The sequence below is a fragment of the Oxalobacteraceae bacterium OTU3CAMAD1 genome (genome assembly GCA_024123915.1).
Lineage (GTDB): Bacteria > Pseudomonadota > Gammaproteobacteria > Burkholderiales > Burkholderiaceae_D > Rugamonas.
The window spans coordinates 1,832,600-1,850,598 of the sequence record CP099650.1; the positions used below are offsets into that span (position 1 = coordinate 1,832,600).

Consider the following 17,999-nt stretch of genomic DNA (forward strand, 5'->3'; position numbering starts at 1 on the left):
TGAATCGAACGATGAAACAAGCTGAAGTAGACCAAAAACTCAACCGCACGGCGTTCGCCGACGGCCCGCGCCTGCTGGCCGACATCGGCGCGACGCACGCGCGCTTCGCTTTGCAAACGGCCCCCGGCGAATTCCGCGCCGTGCGGGTGCTCAAGTGCGACGACTTTAGCGACATCGTCGCCATGCTGCGATCGTACCTGTCCGACCACGCCGACATCACCTTGAACCACGCCGCGCTGGCGGTGGCCAATCCGGTCAGCGGCGACCATGTCCGCATGACCAATCGCGACTGGGAATTCTCCACCGACGAAGTGCGCCGCGCGCTCGGCCTCCATACGCTGCTCGTGGTGAACGACTTCACCGCGCTGGCGATGTCGCTGCCGGGCCTTAAGCCGGCGGACCTGATGCAGGTCGGTGGCGGCAAGCCGGCGTCGAACTCCGTCATCGGCGTGCTGGGGCCGGGCACCGGCCTTGGCGTGTCCGGCGTGATCCCCACTGTCGACGGTTTCGTCACGCTCGGCTCCGAGGGAGGCCACACCAACTTCGCCCCGGCCGACGAGCGCGAATACTCGATCCTGCAGTACGCGTGGCAGACCTGGTCGCACGTCTCGACCGAGCGCCTGATCTCCGGCCCCGGCATGGAGATCATTTACCGCGCCATCGCCAAGCGCAATGGCCGCCAGGTGCGCGACCTGACCTCGCAGGAGATCATGGCCGGCGCGCTGACCGACAAGGACCCGCTGTGCCTCGAAGTGCTGGAATGCTTCTGCGCGATGCTGGGCGGCGCCACCGCCAACCTGGCCGTTACGCTGGGCGCGTTCGGCGGCATGTTCATCGGCGGCGGCATCGTGCCGCGCATGGGGGAGTGGTTCGCCTCTTCTCCTTTCCGTTCGCGCTTCGAAGCAAAGGGACGCTTCACCAGCTACCTGTCGGAGATCCCGACGTACGTGATCACGACGCCGAATCCGGCCTTCTACGGTGTGGCGACGATTTTGTCGGAGCACCTGCGCGGCCGCAGCGGCGCCAACACCTTGATGGAGCGCGTGCAGCATCTGCAGCACGAGCTGACGCCGGCCGAGCAGCGCGTGGCGCAACTGGTGCTGGAGCAGCCCCGCCTGGTGCTCAACGAACCGATCGCCGACATCGCGCGCCTGGCGGAGGTGAGCCAGCCGACGGTGATCCGCTTCTGCCGCTCGCTCGGTTTCCTCGGCCTGGCCGATTTCAAACTGAAGTTCGCCAGCAGCCTGACGGGCGCGATTCCGGTGCGTCACAGCCAGGTGCGCGTCAGCGACAGCACGCACGACTTGAGCGCCAAGGTAATCGACAATACTGTTTCCGCGATTTTGAAATTCCGCGACCAGTTGGACGTGCGCTCGCTGGACAAGGCGATCGCGCTGGTGGCGAAGGCCAAGCGGGTGGAGTTTTACGCGATGGGCAATTCGCGCGTGGTGGCGCTGGATGGCCAACACAAGTTCTTCCGCTTCCGCATTCCTACGTCGGCGTACGGCGATTCGCATTTGCTGACGTTGGCGGCGGAGCTGCTCAACCCGGGCGACGTGGTGATCGCCATTTCCAACTCCGGCAAGCTGCCGGACCTGCTGGAAGCGGTCGACGCGGCGCGCGCGGCGGGTGCCGACGTCATCGCCATCACGGCCAGCAACTCGCCGTTGGCGAAGAAGGCCAGCGTGTGCCTGGCGGTCGACCACACGGAAGACAGCACGACCTTCCTGTCGATGATCTCGCGCATCTTGCAGCTGCTGCTGATCGACATCCTGTCGGTCGGCATTTCGCTCGACACGCAAAACTCGCGCGTAGTGGTGCAGCAAAAAGCCAAGAGCGGCGAGACCGACAACCGGCGCCTGCTGATCTCCCACCTCGACAGCTGACTGCCAAAAAAAGGGCAACCCTAAAGGCAGGCCTTGATGGTCTGCTTTTTTTTCGTCTGTTACAAATCGAAACTTGAAGTCCTCCAAAAATACGCTAAGATATATCTTAATAAGTTATATCTTAACTTGTTATATCTGAAGAAGGAGTTCCAAATGTTTCGATTCTCACATCATTCACACCATCCGCGCGCCGCGCACGGTCCGCACCACGGCGGTGGCGGCGGTCGCGGTCGCGGTCCGAAAATGTTCGATGCCGGCGCCATGCGCTACATTGTGTTGCAGCTGATTTCGGAGAAGCCGCGCCATGGCTACGAGATCATCAAGGAGCTGGAACAGCGCTCCGGCGGCGGTTATACGCCCAGCCCCGGCGCGATTTATCCGCTGTTGTCGATGCTGCTCGATATGGGCCATGTCGTCGCCGCGCCCGATGGCAACAAGAAGCTGCACGCGATCACGCCGGAAGGCGAGGCTTTCCTGGCCGAGAACCGCCAGTTCGTCGACGCCATCGTCGCGCGCATGAGCGATCCGGCCGAGTCGCGCGACGACCTGCGCACGATCATGCATGAGCTCAAGCACGCGGTTATCGCGCAGGGCCAGGAAAACCATCCGAGTGCCGCCAAGCTGGAGCACATCCGGGCGATCTTGCGCCGCACGACGGCCGAGATCCTGGCGCTCGAATGAGCATGACCGTTCCTCCCGCGCTCACCCTGACCCCGGCCCGCGAGCGCCTGGTGCTGTGGCTGCTGGCGCTGACCCAATTCACCGTCATCATGGACTTCATGGTGATGATGCCGCTGGCGCCGCAGCTGATGCAGGCGTTCGCCATCACGCCGGCGGCCGTTTCCGGCGCGGTGTCGGCCTATGCCTGGTGCGCCGGCCTGTCCGGCCTGCTGGCGGCGATGTATATCGACCGCTTCGACCGCAAACAATTGCTGCTGTGGATGTTCGCGCTGTTCACCTTGTCCAACCTGGCGTGCGCCGTCGCCCCCAATTTCCACGTGCTGGTGCTGTCGCGGGCCTTCGCCGGCGTGACCGGCGGCGTGCTCGGCGCGATCGTCATGGCCATCATCGGCGACCTGATTCCGGCGCACCGGCGCGGCGCGGCCACCGGCATCGTGATGACCTCGTTCAGCCTGGCGGCGGTGGTCGGCGTGCCCGCCGGCGTGATGCTGGCCGCGCACTTCGGCTGGGCGTCGCCGTTCTATCTGCTAGTGCTGTTTTCGCTGGTGATCTGGGCGCTGGGCGCGCGGACGTTGCCGTCCATTACGGGCCATTTGACGCAGCGCGTGCCGCTGTCGGCCGTGCTGCCGAATCTGATCGGCCTGTACCGTGTGCCCAACCACCTCAAGGCGTTCGCGCTGTCCTTCGTCAACATGATGACGGGCATGCTGGTAATTCCGTTCATCTCGCCGGTGCTGGTGAACAACCTTGGCGTCAAGCCGGCGGAGATCACCTATGTGTATCTGGCTGGCGGCCTGGCCACCCTGGTCAGCGCGCGCATGGTGGGCAAATGGTCGGACCGCGCCGGCGCGCACAAGGTGTACCGGTATTTGGCGTTGTTGTCGGTACTGCCCATGATGTTCGTGACGCACATGCCGGCGATGCCGCTGGTGGCGATCATCCTGTTCTTCCCGTTCTTCATGACAGCGGTGTCCGGACGCACGATTCCCTTGCAGGCATTGATGACGACTGTGCCCGACCCGTCCAAACGCGGCGCCTTCCTCAGCGCCAATTCGGCGATCCAGCAGCTGGGCAGCGGCGTGGGCGCCTTGCTGGGCGGCCTGACGCTGCATACGGACGCGGCCGGCCACATCCTCGGCTACGGCTGGAACGGCTGGATCGCGGCCGGACTGACGGTGTTCTCGGTGCTGTGGGTGGGGAAGGTGGCAAGCGCAGTGGAGGCGACCCCGGCGACACCGGCGCCGCAAGAGCAGAAGGTTGCCTAAGCGCTAGCCGTCGATGTTGATGCGCTTTTCCGGGTGCTTTTCGCGGCGCCAGCGGGCGAGGCTGATGACCTCGTCGTTGGTGGCGTCTTCGACCAGGATCTCGTCGTCGCTCGACGAGACCAGGAAGCTTTCCCAGCGCTGGGCCGATTCGGCGCTGTTTTCGACAAAGCTGAACTGCCAGTAGCTTTTGCCGTTGAGCTTGCGCGGGGTCGGATCGTATTCGATCAGGGCGCCGCGCACTTTGCCGCCGGAGCTTTTCTCCAGCATCGACGACCACTGTTGCAGTTCCGGCAGCGCCATCAGCGCGGCGGACGCTTGTTCCTTGGTGCGGGTGGCCTTGGGCTCAGCCGGCGCGGACGGTTCGCTGGCCGCCGGACGCGGCGCGGAAGCGCGCGGCGGCGCGCTGGCCGGCGGCGCCTTGCTGGCGACGACCGGCTCGGCTGGCTTGACCGGCGCCGGCGGCGTCGCCACCGGCGTGGTGTTGTTAATATAAACACCCACGCCGATGGCCAACGCGACGGCGGCTGCGCCGGCGATGGCCAAGGTGCGGGGGGACGGAGAGCGAGATGCCATAAGGGGATAGCCTGGACTATTTTGTTGACGGCCATACTAAACCAAAGGCATCCATCGGGCAACTTCAACCCTCCAGTTCGCCTATGAAAGCGCGTGTTTTTGCAGGAAACAGCAGATATTGGGCGTGAGCATGCCCGGGCCGATGCCCAGCCGGCGCGCCAGCCACAGCACCGGCTGCAGGCTGCGGATGTCGGCGCCGCCGCGCAAACGCGAGCGCAGCAGGAAATTGTCGGGGTGCGCGGTGTCCAGATTGTCGTAGTGGGGGCCGAAGCCGCGCCGCATCGCCCACGGCCAGACGCCGCGCGGCAAGGGCTTGCCGAGCAGGCGGTCTATCCAGCGCGGCAAGTAATTCACTAGCCAGCGCCCGCTGTGGGCCTCGCGCGGCCAGAGCCGGTTGCTGGAGCCGGTCAGCAAGATCAGCCCGCCCGGCGCGAGCACGCGGTCGAGCTCGCGCTGCACGGCCGGCAACTCGGCCGGCGATACGTATTCGAGCACGCTGTTGCAGGCGATCAGGCTGAACTGGCCGTCGGCGAAGGGCAGGCGGCGCGAGTCGGCCACGTGGGCGAAGTCGATGTTGTCGATGCCGTAGCGCTCGGCGTTCAGGCGCGCCAGCGCTACCCAGTCGGCCGAATCGTCGGTGGCGCAGACCTTGGCGCCCAGATAGGAAAACAGGATGGCCGAGGCGCCGATGTTGCAGCCGAACTCGAGGATGTGCATGTCCGGCAGGCGCAATGGCATCACGTCCAATACCATGCGCAACTGATCCCATTCATAATCGACCCGGCCGCCGATCCAGGGATCGCGCGGCTTGAGCCCGAGCTGGCGCGCCAGCGTGTCGAAATCTTGCTGTTTGGTATGTTGATGGACGTCGACTGTGCTCATGGAACCTCCCGAAGGTGAATGCGTCTCAACTATAGGAGGCTCGTTGCCGGGGCTGCTTGTCGTAGCGCAAACGGGCCGGTTTCCATGCAGACGCCGCCGAAGCGCATGCATGGCGGATTACGCTGCGCTAATCCACCTTACGTATTTCCGGAGAAGGTTTAAACTTTCGTTGGGGTGTCTATATTATTTTGGTATCAGTTGCGCGAGATAATTCATTGGCGGCACTATAGCCATTTTTGTACCATCTTCGCAGTATAAGAAAAGGACTCTGACTAGTGGATAAGACAATTCTGGGCGTCGACTGGGGCACCAGCAACCGGCGCGCCTATCTGATCGACCAACAAGGCAAGTGCCTGGCGGAACATGAGGACGGCCAGGGCATGCTGGCGGTCGGCGGACGCGAACGTTTCAGCGCCTCGCTGGACGGCTTGCTCGATGCCATGCACCTCGATGGCGACGTGCCGGTGATCATGTCCGGCATGGTCGGCAGCGCCTCCGGCTGGCAGGAAGTCAACTATCTGGACGCCTCCGTGCCGCTGACCGAGCTGCCGCAACACCTGGCGCCCGTCACCGATCCGGCCTGGGCCGGCCGCTGCCATATCGTTCCCGGCTATTGCTACCGCAACGGCGCCGCCGTCGATGTGATGCGCGGCGAAGAAACCCAACTGCTGGGCGCCGTGGCGCTGGGCAAGCGCGATGGCTGGCTGGTGTTGCCCGGCACCCATAGCAAATGGGTGCTGCTGCGCGACGGCGTGATCCAGTCCTTCGCCACCTACATGACCGGCGAGCTGTTCGCCATGTTGTCTGCCGGCGGCACCCTGTCGTCGATGATGGCCGGCGACACCACCGACGCCGAAGGCTTCGCTGTCGGCCTGAACCAGGCCGCGCGCAACGAGCCGCTGTCGAACACCTTGTTCCGCGTGCGCGCCGGCGTCGTCTCGCGCACCTGGCCGCAGCAGCAGGCCGCCGCCGTCGTCAGCGGTTTGCTGATCGGCGCCGAGTTCGCCGCCGCTGCCCGCGAAGTGCCGGCCGACGGCAACGGCGCCGGCATCACCGTTATCGGCTCGCCGGCGCTGGCCGCCCGCTACGCCGCCGCCGCCGCCCACTTCGGCCTGAAGTGCGAAGTGCTCGATCCCCATCACGTGTATTGCACGGCGATCTCTCAATTCATCAAGCAGGGCTGATCATGACTATTTCCCACCCAACAACTCCGTTGGTCGCCATTTTGCGCGGCCTGCAACCGAGCGAGGCCGTCGCCGTCGCCCAGACGCTGTACGACGCCGGCTTCCGCGCGCTGGAAGTGCCGCTGAACCGTCCGGGCGCGCTTGAGTGCATCGCCTCGATGGTCGCGCTGAATCTGCCTGGCACCATGGTCGGCGGCGGCACCATGCTCAGCGTCGAGCACGTCGAAGCCGTGTACGAGGCGGGCGGCCGCCTGCTGGTGTCCCCGAATTGCAATCCGGCCGCGATCCGCCGCGCCGCCGACCTGGGCATGTACTGCGCCCCTGGCGTGGCCACGCCGACCGAGGCGTTCGCCGCGCTCGACGCCGGCGCCCACGCGCTCAAACTGTTCCCGGCCGAGATGATCGGCCACGGCGGCCTGAAGGCCATGCTCAGCGTGGTGCCGGCCGGCACCCCGATGTGGCCGGTGGGCGGCGTCACGCCCGAGACGATGCCGGGCTGGGTCAAAGCCGGCGCCACCGGCTTCGGCATCGGCGGCGCGCTCTACACGCCCGGCGTGACCATCGAGCAGCTCGGCGAACGCGCGGCGGCCTTCGTCAACACCTGGCGCGGCCTGGCCGCCTGATTCTTTCCATCCTGGGGATAAAAACGAATGAGCAAGCATGACGTGCAATGTCTGTGGGAACTGGGCGCGCAACTGGGCGAGGGCCCGTTGTGGGTGGCGGAGCAAAACCGCCTGTATTTCGTTGACCTGAAGAATCAAAAACTGCACGCGCTGGACACCGTCAGCGGTGAGCGCCACAGCTGGACCATGCCGGACTACATCTGCTGGCTGATCGCCCGCCGCGACGGCGACGGCTTCATGGCCGGCCTGCGTGACGGCATCGCCCGCGTCTGGCTCGAACCCGAGCTGCGCATCGAATACCTGGCGCGTCCGTTCCCCGAAGGCAGCGGCCTGCGCATGAACGACGCCAAGGTCGACGGTGCCGGCCGCATCTGGGCCGGTTCGATGCACAACACCGATTACGCGCAGGCGATCGGCATGTTGTTCCGCCTCGACAAGGACTTGAGCTTGACCGTGGCCGACAACGAATATCACATCTGCAACGGCCCGGCGTTCAGCAACGACGGCGCCACGATGTACCACACCGACAGCTTCGAGGGCCGCACCTACGCCTATCCGTTGGCCGCCGACGGCACCTTGGGCGAGCCGCGCGTGTGGCGCCAGTTCGAATTCGACAAAGAAGGCGCGCCGGACGGCATGACGGTCGACAGCGAAAACTGCGTCTGGGTCGCGCAATGGGGTGGTTCGCGCGTCTGCCGCTACTCGCCGCAAGGCGAGCTGCTGGAAACTATCAGCGTGCCGGTGCGCAACCCGGCCTCGTGCACCTTCGGCGGCCCGGACCTGAAAACCTTGTTCATCACCACCGCCAGTGAGGACAACACGCCGGAGGAGCTGGCAAAGTTCCCGTTGACGGGTTCGTTGTTCTCGGTGCGGGTGGAAGTGGCCGGCGTTCCCGCCGCGCGCTTCGGTTAATCAGCGGTTTCGACGACAGCGCCGGCTGAACGCCGGCGCGGTATCCCGAATGTAAAAATGTGCTGCGCGACGCGGCAGGGGGAGGTGCGCACAGGTGGCAGGCAACACAGCGTAGTACACACTATAAAAATCAATAAGACACTGGAGACACAATGAAATTCAAGAATTTGCTCGCCGCGATCTGCGGCGTGGCGATGGGCCTTGCAGCGTCCGTCGGTTTCGCACAAACGTTCGCCAACGGCGCCGACGTCGGCTGGGTCAGCCAGCAGGAAGCCAGCGGCTACTCGTTCTATAACAGCAGCGGCGTCAAGACCGACCCCTTCGTGCTGCTGAAGAATCTGCAGATCAACTCGATCCGCCTGCGCGTGTGGGTCAATCCCAACGGTGGCTGGAACGACGGCGCCGACGTGCTCTACAAAGCCAAGCGCGCCGCCGCGCAAGGCCAGCGCATCATGATCGACTTCCACTATAGCGACAGCTGGGCCGATCCGGGGCAGCAGACCAAGCCGGCCGCTTGGGCCAACCACACCCTGGCCCAGCTCAATAACGACGTCTACAGCCACACCCAGGGCATCCTGAACTATTTGAAGACCAACGGCATCAATGTCGAGTGGGTACAGGTCGGCAACGAGATCAACAGCGGCATGCTGTGGCCGGAAGGACGCACCACCAACTTCGGCAACCTGGCCGGTCTGATCAACAGCGGCTACAACGCCACCAAGGCCGTCTACCCGAACGCCAAAGTGATCCTGCACCTGGCCAACGGCCACGACAACGCCGTGTTCCGCTGGTTCTTCGACGGCGTCAAGGGCGCCGGCGCCAAGTGGGACGTGATCGGCATGTCGCACTATCCGCCGGCTTCCGACTGGGCCAACTACAACAACCGCATCTCCACCAATATGTGGGACATGGTGTCGCGTTACACCAAGCCGGTGATGGTGACCGAGGTGGGCATGGACTGGACCCAGGCGGCGACCTCCAAGGCCATGATCGCCGACCTGTTGAACAAAACCAAGGCGCTCGGTTCCAACGGCCTGGGCGTGTTCTACTGGGAGCCGCAGGGTTATCCTGGCTGGCAGGGCTACACCATGGGCGCGATCGACGCCAGCGGCAAGTTCACCATCGCGCTGGACCCGTTCTAAGTCACGCCCTCCCGGGAGTTACGTCGCGGCTTGTTGAGCCGCGACGCTCAACGTCCAGTTGATGCCGAAGCGGTCCTTCAGCATGCCGAACAGCGGCGTCCATTGCGCCGACTGCAGCTCCGCCGTGACCGTGGCGCCGGCGGACAGTTTGTCCCAATATGCGCGGACCTCGTCCTGCGTTGTCATTTCCACCGCGACCAGGAAGGCGTTCTCGCCCGGGTTCCATGGCGTGTGCGACGGCGCGTCGTAGGCCATCACGCGGAAACCGCTATCGGCCGCCACCTGGCCCCACATCAGCTGGTCCGCTTCCGCTTCGTTGGTCACCTGGTTGAAGTCCTTGTACGTGATGGCGTTGACCTGTCCACCGAACACGGATTGGTAGAAGGCGAGTGCATCGCGCGCCTGGCCGCGAAAGTTTAAGTGGATAACGGCGCTGACGGTTGCTGGTTTCATGTTGAACTCCGGTTGAAAAAGGAAGTTCATTCTAGCCAGCGCCCCCGTCAGTTTCTGTCAGGAGTCCTTGTCTTGTGCCGCCGTTGCGGTATCGGCGAAATCGGGTGAGAATGCGTCGCTTGAACATTACAGCGGCGCCATCATGCAAAAACCATCGATCAGATATTTACACCTCGCTCCGGAAAACGACTTGCCGGTACTGGAAGGCTTGACCGCCTTTAAAGCCATCGTCATGGTCGAGGCGGAAGTGCCCGAGATGACGCGCTGGGACGTCAGCCGCTGGCTCGTCGAGTCCGGCTGCAGGTACGCGCTCGCGTGGGGCGATCAATGCGAGGCATGGCGCGAATCGATCGACGACGCCAGCCTTGAAGCGACGGACTACGAGGACGTGCCGGAAGACCAGCAATTGCTGGCCACCGCGCACGAGGACGAGGACTTGAGCGAAGTCTTCTGGTTCGCCAAACACCGCGCCTCGCATCCGGCGCTGGAACTGCCCGAGACGTTGATCCTGCATATCGCCGACGAGCCCCGCCGCGAAGCGATCGAAGCGGAGTTCCGCGACGCCTGAGTCTTCGACTCCTTCATGATGACGATCAAACGCTGACCGTGCCCGGCAAAAGGATGGAGGAGCGCAGGCTTATCATCAAAGCCCGCGTTCCCGCTGCAACGGGTCGGAGGCTGGCACCATGAATCACAAGCGCATCTACTATTCTTGCTGCACGACGCTCGCCTACTTCATCTGTGAGCGTTATTACGGCAAGCACCATTACGTCTGGTGCACGCCATATTTCGATGCATCTTCGCGTCTGAGCCAGAACAATTGCGTGCCAACGACGTCTAACCCGAGGGATATCTACTGGAATCTTAAAAAAGAGGTTGATGGCGGCGATTTGCATTCTTTGAAGATAGCTCGGAACAGAATGAAAATACAGCACGGTGCCGACGCCAAGCTCGCCGCCAGAGTCATTGGTGTGCAAGCGCATACGGAGATTCTGGAGATCGTCATGCTAGCGCAGCTACATGAGTTCAAGCCGCTGTTGCTGGTGATCCCTGGCTTACCAGTCTCCCGGTTGCTAAAACCGGTCAGTATCAGGGACCGTGCAAGTGTTCTGTCCGAGGAATTTATCATCGAAAGCCTGCCCCGAAAGCTTTTTGATGCCATTGAACTGTAGCGGGAGAGAATGATGAACTGGCTTCCCCTTCTTGAATCGGTCCCGCGCATGGTGGCGACTGAAGCAATTTATTATTGCATGCGTGCGCTGGAACAGGTCAGTGTGCCGATGCTGCTAAAGCATGATCATTTTCGCGATACGCTCATGAGCAAACCGACCCCGGAAGCCGTTGAGCTCGCTAAGACGATACTCGGGAAAATCGAAGAAGTCGAAGGGACGGACCTCGATCATCTTGATCAGAACAAGGCCGATAGATACACGTGCGAGCTCGGCGCCGCCGGCGATGAACTGATCCTGCGCATGGAAGGCTTCAATCGGGAGCGCGGGGCCGAGCTGGTGCGGCAGCTGTTCCATAGCGAACAATAGTACAGTCGGCGGTCACACCGCAATACGCCGCTGTAAGTCCAACCCCAGCGCAGCCTTGCGCAGGCGGCCGTTGCGGCGCACGTAGTCGAAAGCGCCGCGAGTGTCGTACATCAGCTGATAGTGGTAGTAGTTGATGTGCTCCAGCACCGCGAATGCCAGCAAGCCGCACGACCACCACAGGTCCGCAGACCCGCCACCGGCAAGGCCGATAAACACCGCCACACTGGCGATCGCCACGACGTTCGAATATTTAAAGAAGCGGTACAGCGGCTGGAAATACGCGGGCAAGGCCTGGCGCGTGACTGTCGACTGCAACTTCAGCTGCCAGTACAGCATCCCCTGCAACAGGATATAGACGACCGTCGCCATGGCCGCGCTCCGCATTCCCCATGCCACCGGATCGTCCGATGTTTCCCATACCATCGAAAAGACGACGGGCAAGGCGATGGCGGCGAACGCCTCGCCATTGCGCAAGTAAGTCATCCGGGCGCGTATCGTCTGCATGGGTTCTGCCTGCTGTTGCGGAATTGCCAACTCTATCACAGCAACAAAACCAAGGCATAAAAAAAGCCAGCTTCCGAAGAAGCTGGCTTTTCCATGCAGTGAGGCGGCTCGGCCGTGGCCGAGCCGGCCGGCAATTACATCATGCCGTCCATACCGCCCATGCCGCCCATGCCGCCCATACCGCCCATGCCGCCGCCGGCTGCCTTGTCGTCGGAGACTTCGGCGACCATGCAATCGGTGGTCAGCATCAGGCCGGCGATCGACGCTGCGTTTTGCAGTGCCGAACGGGTGACCTTGGCTGGATCCAGCACGCCCATTTCAACCATGTCGCCATAGGTGCCGTTGGCGGCGTTGTAACCGTAGTTACCCGTGCCGGCCAGAACCGCAGCAACGACGACCGAAGCTTCTTCGCCGGCGTTTTGCACGATCATGCGCAGTGGCTCTTCCATGGCGCGCAGAACGATCTTGATACCTGCGTCCTGGTCCGGGTTGTCGCCTTTGACGGTGATCGAAGCGCGGGCGCGCAGCAGGGCTACGCCGCCGCCTGGCACGATGCCTTCTTCCACTGCGGCGCGGGTGGCGTGCAGTGCATCTTCAACGCGGGCTTTCTTTTCTTTCATTTCAACTTCGGTGGCGGCACCGACTTTGATCACTGCAACGCCGCCGGCCAGCTTGGCCACGCGCTCTTGCAGTTTTTCACGGTCGTAGTCCGAGGTCGCTTCTTCGATCTGCACGCGGATTTGCTTGACGCGGCCTTCGATGCCTTCAGCCTGGCCAGCACCGTCGATGACGATGGTGTTTTCCTTGCCGACTTCGATACGCTTGGCTTGGCCCAGCTCTTCCAGCGTGATTTTTTCCAGGGTCAGGCCGACTTCTTCCGCAACCACTTGACCGCCGGTCAGGATCGCGATGTCTTCCAGCATCGCCTTGCGACGGTCGCCGAAGCCCGGGGCCTTGACGGCGCAGGTTTTCAGGATGCCGCGGATGTTGTTGACAACCAGGGTCGCCAGTGCTTCGCCTTCGATGTCTTCGGCGATGATCAGCAGTGGACGACCGGCTTTAGCGACTTGTTCCAGTACCGGCAGCAGATCGCGGATGTTCGAGATTTTCTTGTCGCACAGCAGGACGAACGGATTGTCCAGGATCGCGACTTGCTTCTCTGGGTTGTTGATGAAGTATGGCGACAGGTAGCCGCGGTCGAACTGCATACCTTCAACGATGTCCAGCTCGTCGTTCAGCGACTTGCCGTCTTCGACGGTGATGACGCCTTCCTTGCCGACTTTTTCCATCGCTTCAGCGATGCGCTCGCCGATCGATGCATCCGAGTTGGCCGAAATCGAACCGACTTGGGCGATTTCCTTGGTGGTGGTGCATGGACGGGCGATCGCGGCGATCTGCTCGACGGTGGCGGCGACGGCCTTGTCGATGCCGCGCTTCAGGTCCATTGGGTTCATGCCGGCGGCAACGAACTTCATGCCTTCGCGCACGATGGCCTGGGCCAGCACGGTGGCGGTGGTGGTGCCGTCACCGGCGTTGTCGCTGGTGCGGGAAGCAACTTCCTTGACCATTTGCGCGCCCATGTTCTGCAGCTTGTCTTTCAGTTCGATTTCTTTCGCGACCGACACGCCGTCCTTGGTGACGGTAGGGGCGCCGAACGAACGTTCGAGCACGACGTTGCGGCCTTTAGGGCCCAGGGTGACTTTAACGGCGTTGGCCAGGATGTTGACGCCTTCGACCATTTTGGCGCGCGCTGCGTCGCCGAAGATTACTTCTTTAGCTGCCATGTTGTTTCTCCAGAATTAGGTGATGAGTGGAACCGTTTGCCAAGTGAATTTACTTGACGACGATTGCCATGATGTCTTCTTCGCGCATGACCATCAGTTCTTGACCGTCAACTTTGACGGTTTGGCCGGCGTATTTGCCGAACAGAACGCGGTCGCCTACTTTGACATCCAGCGGACGGACTTTACCGTCTTCGAGAATCTTGCCATTGCCGACGGCGAGCACTTCGCCTTGATCCGGTTTTTCAGCGGCCGCATCAGGGATGATCAGGCCGGACGCAGTTTTGGTTTCCTGGTCGAGGCGTTTGACGATTACGCGATCGTTCAAAGGGCGAAGGTTCATACAAAACTCCTTAATTAGCATTGGTACAGTTTGTTGTTGTGCCAAACTTGCCTAAATAACTAGATTGCCACAACGGAAAGTTGTCGAGGGCGCTGTTAGCACTCTCTCGGAACGAGTGCCAATTATAGGGACGACCATGTCGCTTTTCAAGGCGTGGAAGCTTGCGAATCATCAAAAAGGTAAGAAAAGCTGTAAATATGACTACAATGAAGGCCATGCATCAGGAATTTGAACCGCCGGAAGCGCTGCGCACCACCATCAAGTGCTTTTGGCACAACGTGCGGGAATTCGACGGCCCCAGCTTCGAGGTCGTCCCCGACGGCTACGCGGAGATTATTTTCACCTTCGGCGGTGATTGTGGCGTTTCTTGTAACGGCCTCGTGCGTGCCTTGCCTTCGCCCTTCCTGATGGGGCTGCTCAATCAGCCGGTGGTGTTCAGCACGCAAAGCCGGCTGCAAGTGATCGGCGTCAGATGCTATCCATGGACCGTGTTCGACTTGCTCGGCCTGCCGCCCGGCAAGGACGGCTTGCGCGTCTTCGAGCATCCTGTCGCCCAGCTTCAGTCCACGCTCGATGTATTCATGACGGCCGGTCGCGTCGACCGTGCGGTGGCTGCGCTGGCCGCCTATTTTCTGGCCGCCCGGCCGCCCAAGCCCGTCGACGCGACGCTGTTCAAGGCGGGCGCCGCCATGCTGGAGGCCAACGGGGCGATGCCGGTCAGCGAGGTCGCCGCAGCTGCCCACGCGACGGTGCGCACGCTCGAACGCAAGTTCAAGCATTCGTCCGGTCACACGGTAAAGGATGTATCCGGCCTGATGCGTTTCGAGCAAGCGCGCAACCGTCTGTGGACCGAGCCGGACGTCAGCCTCGCCGCGCTGGCGCAGGCGCTAGGCTACACCGACCAGTCCCACCTGAGCCGCGAATTCAAGCGTTACTGCGGCGTGACGCCATCGGCTTTCGCGCGCAAGCGCAAGCGCTAGGAATCGCCAGTTTTTGTCGCGTTTATACAAGCCGGGCCGGCGCCGCGAAATCTACACTGCCGGTCATGAAAACTTACGATGTCATTATTTCAGGCGCCGGTCCGGTAGGCCTGTTCCTCGCGTCTGAACTGGCCTTGGCCAAATGTTCCGTCCTCATGCTGGAGAAGGCGGAGAGTCCGAATTCGCCGTTGAAGCAGATGCCTTTCGGCATACGCGGCCTGTCGGCGCCCAGTGTCGAAGCGCTGCACCGCCGGGGCTTGCTCGATCAGCTTGAGGTGCCCAAGCGCGTCAAGAATCCGTTTGGCCATGTCGCTGCGGTCCAGGCCGGGCACTTCGCCGGCATTCCATTTTTCTACCACAACATCGATATGTCGCAGTGGCGGAACCGCTTGCCAAGCTCGCCCCCGCCCAGCCTGCTGTCCGAAATGGCGGAGACCGAAACGGTGCTGACGCGGCGTGCCGAAATGCTCGGTGTGGAAATCAGGCGCGGACATGCGGTCACCGGCGTCGATCAGACAGATCATGGCGTAACGGCGAGCGCCGGCAATCAGGCGTTCCATGGGCTGTGGCTGGTGGGGTGCGATGGTAGCCGCAGCGTGGTGCGCAAGGCCGGCGGTTTCGAATTCGCCGGCACCGAGCCGGAATTTACCGGCTACACGGTGAAGGTCGATATCGCCGATCCCCGCAAGCTCAAGGCGGGCCGCAACGTTACTCCGGAAGGCATGTACTTCCAGTCCCAGCCCGGTTATCTGGCCATGCAGGATTTTGATGGCGGAGCGTTCCATCAAACCGGTGAACCGGTCACGCCCGAACGCGTGCAGCATGTCTTGCGCCGCATCTCGGACACCGACGTGACGATCAGCAAGCTGCATGTCGGCACGACGTGGACCGACCGTGCGCGGCAGGCCACCAGCTATCGGCAGGGACGCCTTCTGCTAGCTGGCGATGCCGCGCACATTCACTCGCCGCTGGGCGGGCAGGGGTTGAACCTTGGACTGGGCGACGCCATGAACCTTGGCTGGAAGCTGGCTGCGACGATACACGGCCAGGCGCCGGATCGTCTGCTGGACAGCTATCACGCCGAGCGGCATCCGGTTGGGGAAAAGGTGCTGGACTGGTCGCGCGCGCAGGTCGCCATCATGCGGCCCAACCCGGAGGCGCGAGCGCTGCATGCGATTTTCAGCGATCTGGTGAAGACGCGCGACGGCGCCACCTATGTCGCCGGAAGAGTATGGGGGATTTCCACCAACAGCGCGCCGAACTTCGCGTTTGAAGACGGCACGACGCTGGGCGATCTGATGCACGACGGCCGGGGAATGCTGCTGGATTTCGACGCCAGCGCCGCGCTGGAAGCTTGGGCGAACGAGGCTGGCATCAAGTACGTTTCCCGCAGCGCGAAAGAGCGCCTCGGCTTCAGCGCGTTGCTGATACGCCCGGACGGCGTCGTCGCCTGGAAGTCGGGCGACGACGCGAACGACGGCGACATCCGGCAAGCCGCCGCACACTGGTTCGGCGGCGCTTGCCGGGCATCTTGAACTGCCTGCCGCCTGCATCTCCACCGCCTCCACGCAGCGCGTGCCCTTCGGGTGCATGGTGGCGCCGCTGAAGATGATGAAGGGCGCCTCGCCGTCGGCAAAGCGCTTGGCGGCCAGCGACGGGTCATTCTGAAAGCCGGCGGCGCGCCTAACGGCCGCGCGAAAAATACCAGTCGAAGGCATGGCGGATGGCGCACGCGAACAGCATCATTTGCAGGTAGGCGGTGGCCGTGGCCCTTGGCGAGGCGCTCAAGCTGGAAAACAGCAGCACCAGCGCGCAGGTGATGAAGCCGAATTGCACCGTCCTGCGCGCCGGGGTGGAAGGCTGCGTTCGTCCAGAGAAGTACCAGCCGAAGCCGGCATACAAGCCGCCGGCGATGGCGGTCATGGGCGCCAGGGTGGTGAAAATCCATGGCATCGCCTCCGACGAAAAATACGATGCGCCCACCGACAGGACTGCCGCCAGCAAGGCGATCATGCCGACCACCCGATACTGCTTGGGCGTCGCGTGGATAGTCGAAGGCACCGGCGATGGCGATGGCGGTTCGGGCGTGGCGCTTTCCGGTTCGGCCAGATCGCGGAGATCGATGTCGAAGGCGGCGGCGAGCGCCATCCTGGTTTCCCGCGAGGCGCTGCCGTCGGCCTCGGCCCGCTGGATCGTGCGCAGGCTGACGTCGGCGATCTCCGCCAGTTGCTCTTGCGACCATGCGCGTTCGGTGCGCAGGCGTTTGATGGTTTTCGCGCTTAACTTCATATCATCGTCCATTGTAGGCTCCAGTTGTCAGGAATGAAACTGGAGGATGGGCCAATTATGCCCTAAACGCTACGACAGTTTGCCGCCAACCAGGCGACACCGGGCCGCCAGTCACGTGATGACGGCGGTGTCGGGCATTTATTCGTGGTACAGCTGCGAACGGCCGCCGTCGATCAGGATGTCGGTGGCGTTGATGAAAGGCGCTTCGTCGCTGGCGAGGAACAGCGCGGTGGCGGCGACTTCCTCGGGTGTGCCCAGGCGCCTGCAAGGGAGCAGCGCGGCCTGGCGGGTGCGTTCGGCCTCCGGGTCCGGGAAGCCGGCGAAGTGGCGTTCGACCATGTCGGTGACGATCAGTCCCGGCGAGATCGAGTTGACGCGGATGCCGCGCGCGGCGTATTCCAGGCCGAGCGCGCGCGTGAGGCCGATCAGCGCGTGCTTGGCGATCGGGTAGGGGAAGCAGCCGGGGATGATCTTGTGGCCGTGGACCGAGGCGATGTTGACGATGCTGCCGCCGCCTTGCGCCAGCATGGCCGGCAGCACGGCGCGCGCGGCGTTCCAGGCGCCCTCCAGATCGACGGCGAAGCAGCGCTTCCAGTCCTCGTCGCTCAGGGCCAGCGGATCGCCGAAGACGTTCATGCCGGCGTTGTTGATCAGGATGTCGACTTTGCCGAAGCGCTGCACGGTGCGCGCGACCAGTGTTTCCATCGCGGCGCGGTCGGAAACGTCGGCTTCGATGAAGATGGCGCGTTCAGGGCCGAGTTCTTCGGCGATGGCGCGGGCGTCGTCGTCGTCGCGGTGGCTGTTGAGGGTGACCATCGCGCCTTCGGCGACAAAACGGCGGGCGATGGCCGCGCCGATGCCTTGCGTCGAGCCGGTGACGATGGCGACTTTGTTCGATAAACGGTTGGCCATTTTTTTGCTCCGGAAGGATGCGTTGTCGGCGGCTCGACGATGGCGGATTAC

Annotated in this window: 20 protein-coding genes; 12 read left to right on the top strand and 8 right to left on the bottom strand. The window is 62.9% G+C overall.

The features are described from left to right. The first annotated feature begins 11 nt into the window (after nt 1–11). From NHH88_07735 to NHH88_07745, 3 genes are all read left to right on the top strand, one after another. Nucleotides 12–1,886, top strand: a complete 1,875-nt coding sequence (locus NHH88_07735) for a glucokinase (protein ID USX15659.1) — start codon at nt 12–14, stop codon at nt 1,884–1,886. A gap of 153 nt (nt 1,887–2,039) precedes the next feature. Then, nucleotides 2,040–2,567, top strand: coding sequence for a PadR family transcriptional regulator (locus NHH88_07740; GenBank protein USX15660.1), 528 nt, complete (start codon nt 2,040–2,042; stop codon nt 2,565–2,567). Further along, nucleotides 2,564–3,832 (top strand): MFS transporter, encoded by a 1,269-nt coding sequence (locus NHH88_07745; GenBank protein ID USX15661.1) that lies wholly within the window; start codon nt 2,564–2,566, stop codon nt 3,830–3,832. The genes NHH88_07740 and NHH88_07745 overlap by 4 nt, the downstream gene beginning before the upstream one ends. A 3-nt stretch (nt 3,833–3,835) precedes the next feature. On the opposite strand, the gene NHH88_07750 is transcribed toward NHH88_07745, so the two are convergent. Further along, nucleotides 3,836–4,405 carry a hypothetical protein gene (locus tag NHH88_07750; GenBank protein ID USX15662.1) on the bottom strand — a complete coding sequence of 190 codons (570 nt, stop codon included), beginning with the start codon at nt 4,403–4,405 and terminating at the stop codon, nt 3,836–3,838. 81 nt (nt 4,406–4,486) lie between these two features. Then, nucleotides 4,487–5,287, bottom strand: coding sequence for a class I SAM-dependent methyltransferase (locus tag NHH88_07755; GenBank protein USX15663.1), 801 nt, complete (start codon nt 5,285–5,287; stop codon nt 4,487–4,489). Between the two features lie 275 nt (nt 5,288–5,562). On the opposite strand from NHH88_07755, the gene NHH88_07760 reads away from it, so the two are divergent. The 4 genes from NHH88_07760 (at nt 5,563) to NHH88_07775 (ending at nt 9,148) form a co-directional block, all read left to right on the top strand. Then, entirely contained in the window at nt 5,563–6,471 is a 909-nt protein-coding gene (locus tag NHH88_07760; protein ID USX15664.1) for a 2-dehydro-3-deoxygalactonokinase, read from the top strand. Between the two features lie 2 nt (nt 6,472–6,473). Next, the gene (locus NHH88_07765; GenBank protein USX15665.1) at nt 6,474–7,094 is read left to right on the top strand and encodes a 2-dehydro-3-deoxy-6-phosphogalactonate aldolase; all 621 of its coding nucleotides are present in this window, start codon (nt 6,474–6,476) and stop codon (nt 7,092–7,094) included. A 27-nt stretch (nt 7,095–7,121) separates the two neighbouring features. Then, a complete protein-coding gene (locus tag NHH88_07770) occupies nt 7,122–8,006 on the top strand; it encodes an SMP-30/gluconolactonase/LRE family protein (protein ID USX15666.1) in 885 nt (294 codons plus the stop codon). Nucleotides 8,007–8,158: 152 nt separating this feature from the next. After that, nucleotides 8,159–9,148 (top strand): arabinogalactan endo-1,4-beta-galactosidase, encoded by a 990-nt coding sequence (locus tag NHH88_07775; protein USX15667.1) that lies wholly within the window; start codon nt 8,159–8,161, stop codon nt 9,146–9,148. Between the two features lie 18 nt (nt 9,149–9,166). Here NHH88_07775 and NHH88_07780 read toward each other — a convergent pair whose 3' ends face one another. Beyond that, nucleotides 9,167–9,601, bottom strand: a complete 435-nt coding sequence (locus NHH88_07780; protein ID USX15668.1) for a VOC family protein — start codon at nt 9,599–9,601, stop codon at nt 9,167–9,169. A 142-nt stretch (nt 9,602–9,743) separates the two neighbouring features. Here NHH88_07780 and NHH88_07785 point away from each other — a divergent pair, with 142 nt between their 5' ends. The 3 genes from NHH88_07785 to NHH88_07795 all read left to right on the top strand — a co-directional run bounded on the left by NHH88_07785 (nt 9,744) and on the right by NHH88_07795 (nt 11,139). Further along, nucleotides 9,744–10,169 (top strand): hypothetical protein, encoded by a 426-nt coding sequence (locus NHH88_07785; protein USX15669.1) that lies wholly within the window; start codon nt 9,744–9,746, stop codon nt 10,167–10,169. 118 nt (nt 10,170–10,287) lie between these two features. Next, entirely contained in the window at nt 10,288–10,773 is a 486-nt protein-coding gene (locus tag NHH88_07790; protein USX15670.1) for a hypothetical protein, read from the top strand. 12 nt (nt 10,774–10,785) lie between these two features. Beyond that, nucleotides 10,786–11,139, top strand: a complete 354-nt coding sequence (locus NHH88_07795; GenBank protein USX15671.1) for a hypothetical protein — start codon at nt 10,786–10,788, stop codon at nt 11,137–11,139. Nucleotides 11,140–11,151: 12 nt separating this feature from the next. Here NHH88_07795 and NHH88_07800 read toward each other — a convergent pair whose 3' ends face one another. The 3 genes from NHH88_07800 to groES all read right to left on the bottom strand — a co-directional run bounded on the left by NHH88_07800 (nt 11,152) and on the right by groES (nt 13,767). Beyond that, the gene (locus NHH88_07800; protein USX15672.1) at nt 11,152–11,643 is read right to left on the bottom strand and encodes a hypothetical protein; all 492 of its coding nucleotides are present in this window, start codon (nt 11,641–11,643) and stop codon (nt 11,152–11,154) included. Nucleotides 11,644–11,777: 134 nt separating this feature from the next. Next, a complete protein-coding gene (gene groL, locus NHH88_07805) occupies nt 11,778–13,427 on the bottom strand; it encodes a chaperonin GroEL (GenBank protein USX15673.1) in 1,650 nt (549 codons plus the stop codon). 49 nt (nt 13,428–13,476) lie between these two features. Continuing rightward, nucleotides 13,477–13,767: a co-chaperone GroES gene (gene groES, locus NHH88_07810; GenBank protein USX15674.1), complete on the bottom strand. Its 291-nt coding sequence runs from the start codon at nt 13,765–13,767 to the stop codon at nt 13,477–13,479. 197 nt (nt 13,768–13,964) lie between these two features. On the opposite strand from groES, the gene NHH88_07815 reads away from it, so the two are divergent. Both NHH88_07815 and NHH88_07820 read left to right on the top strand, forming a co-directional pair. Then, complete coding sequence (locus NHH88_07815) at nt 13,965–14,747, top strand: helix-turn-helix domain-containing protein (GenBank protein USX15675.1); 783 nt, start codon at nt 13,965–13,967, stop codon at nt 14,745–14,747. Nucleotides 14,748–14,812: 65 nt separating this feature from the next. Next, a complete protein-coding gene (locus NHH88_07820; GenBank protein ID USX15676.1) occupies nt 14,813–16,282 on the top strand; it encodes an FAD-dependent monooxygenase in 1,470 nt (489 codons plus the stop codon). A gap of 148 nt (nt 16,283–16,430) precedes the next feature. On the opposite strand, the gene NHH88_07825 is transcribed toward NHH88_07820, so the two are convergent. Continuing rightward, nucleotides 16,431–17,048, bottom strand: a complete 618-nt coding sequence (locus NHH88_07825) for a helix-turn-helix domain-containing protein (protein USX15677.1) — start codon at nt 17,046–17,048, stop codon at nt 16,431–16,433. Nucleotides 17,049–17,174: 126 nt separating this feature from the next. After that, nucleotides 17,175–17,948, bottom strand: a complete 774-nt coding sequence (locus tag NHH88_07830) for an SDR family oxidoreductase (protein USX15678.1) — start codon at nt 17,946–17,948, stop codon at nt 17,175–17,177. Between the last annotated feature and the right edge of the window lie 51 nt (nt 17,949–17,999).

What these genes read in the sequence shown, in the direction of transcription:
- NHH88_07790 (USX15670.1), top strand. Translation starts at nt 10,288, where the DNA reads ATGAATCACAAGCGCATCTACTATTCTTGCTGCACGACGCTCGCCTAC.
- groL (USX15673.1), bottom strand. Translation starts at nt 13,427, where the DNA reads ATGGCAGCTAAAGAAGTAATCTTCGGCGACGCAGCGCGCGCCAAAATG.
- NHH88_07740 (USX15660.1), top strand. Translation starts at nt 2,040, where the DNA reads ATGTTTCGATTCTCACATCATTCACACCATCCGCGCGCCGCGCACGGT.
- NHH88_07765 (USX15665.1), top strand. Translation starts at nt 6,474, where the DNA reads ATGACTATTTCCCACCCAACAACTCCGTTGGTCGCCATTTTGCGCGGC.
- NHH88_07780 (USX15668.1), bottom strand. Translation starts at nt 9,601, where the DNA reads ATGAAACCAGCAACCGTCAGCGCCGTTATCCACTTAAACTTTCGCGGC.
- NHH88_07755 (USX15663.1), bottom strand. Translation starts at nt 5,287, where the DNA reads ATGAGCACAGTCGACGTCCATCAACATACCAAACAGCAAGATTTCGAC.
- NHH88_07825 (USX15677.1), bottom strand. Translation starts at nt 17,048, where the DNA reads ATGGACGATGATATGAAGTTAAGCGCGAAAACCATCAAACGCCTGCGC.
- NHH88_07820 (USX15676.1), top strand. Translation starts at nt 14,813, where the DNA reads ATGAAAACTTACGATGTCATTATTTCAGGCGCCGGTCCGGTAGGCCTG.
- NHH88_07800 (USX15672.1), bottom strand. Translation starts at nt 11,643, where the DNA reads ATGCAGACGATACGCGCCCGGATGACTTACTTGCGCAATGGCGAGGCG.
- NHH88_07775 (USX15667.1), top strand. Translation starts at nt 8,159, where the DNA reads ATGAAATTCAAGAATTTGCTCGCCGCGATCTGCGGCGTGGCGATGGGC.
- NHH88_07770 (USX15666.1), top strand. Translation starts at nt 7,122, where the DNA reads ATGAGCAAGCATGACGTGCAATGTCTGTGGGAACTGGGCGCGCAACTG.
- NHH88_07750 (USX15662.1), bottom strand. Translation starts at nt 4,405, where the DNA reads ATGGCATCTCGCTCTCCGTCCCCCCGCACCTTGGCCATCGCCGGCGCA.
- NHH88_07745 (USX15661.1), top strand. Translation starts at nt 2,564, where the DNA reads ATGAGCATGACCGTTCCTCCCGCGCTCACCCTGACCCCGGCCCGCGAG.
- NHH88_07830 (USX15678.1), bottom strand. Translation starts at nt 17,948, where the DNA reads ATGGCCAACCGTTTATCGAACAAAGTCGCCATCGTCACCGGCTCGACG.
- NHH88_07785 (USX15669.1), top strand. Translation starts at nt 9,744, where the DNA reads ATGCAAAAACCATCGATCAGATATTTACACCTCGCTCCGGAAAACGAC.
- NHH88_07815 (USX15675.1), top strand. Translation starts at nt 13,965, where the DNA reads ATGACTACAATGAAGGCCATGCATCAGGAATTTGAACCGCCGGAAGCG.
- NHH88_07735 (USX15659.1), top strand. Translation starts at nt 12, where the DNA reads ATGAAACAAGCTGAAGTAGACCAAAAACTCAACCGCACGGCGTTCGCC.
- NHH88_07795 (USX15671.1), top strand. Translation starts at nt 10,786, where the DNA reads ATGAACTGGCTTCCCCTTCTTGAATCGGTCCCGCGCATGGTGGCGACT.
- groES (USX15674.1), bottom strand. Translation starts at nt 13,767, where the DNA reads ATGAACCTTCGCCCTTTGAACGATCGCGTAATCGTCAAACGCCTCGAC.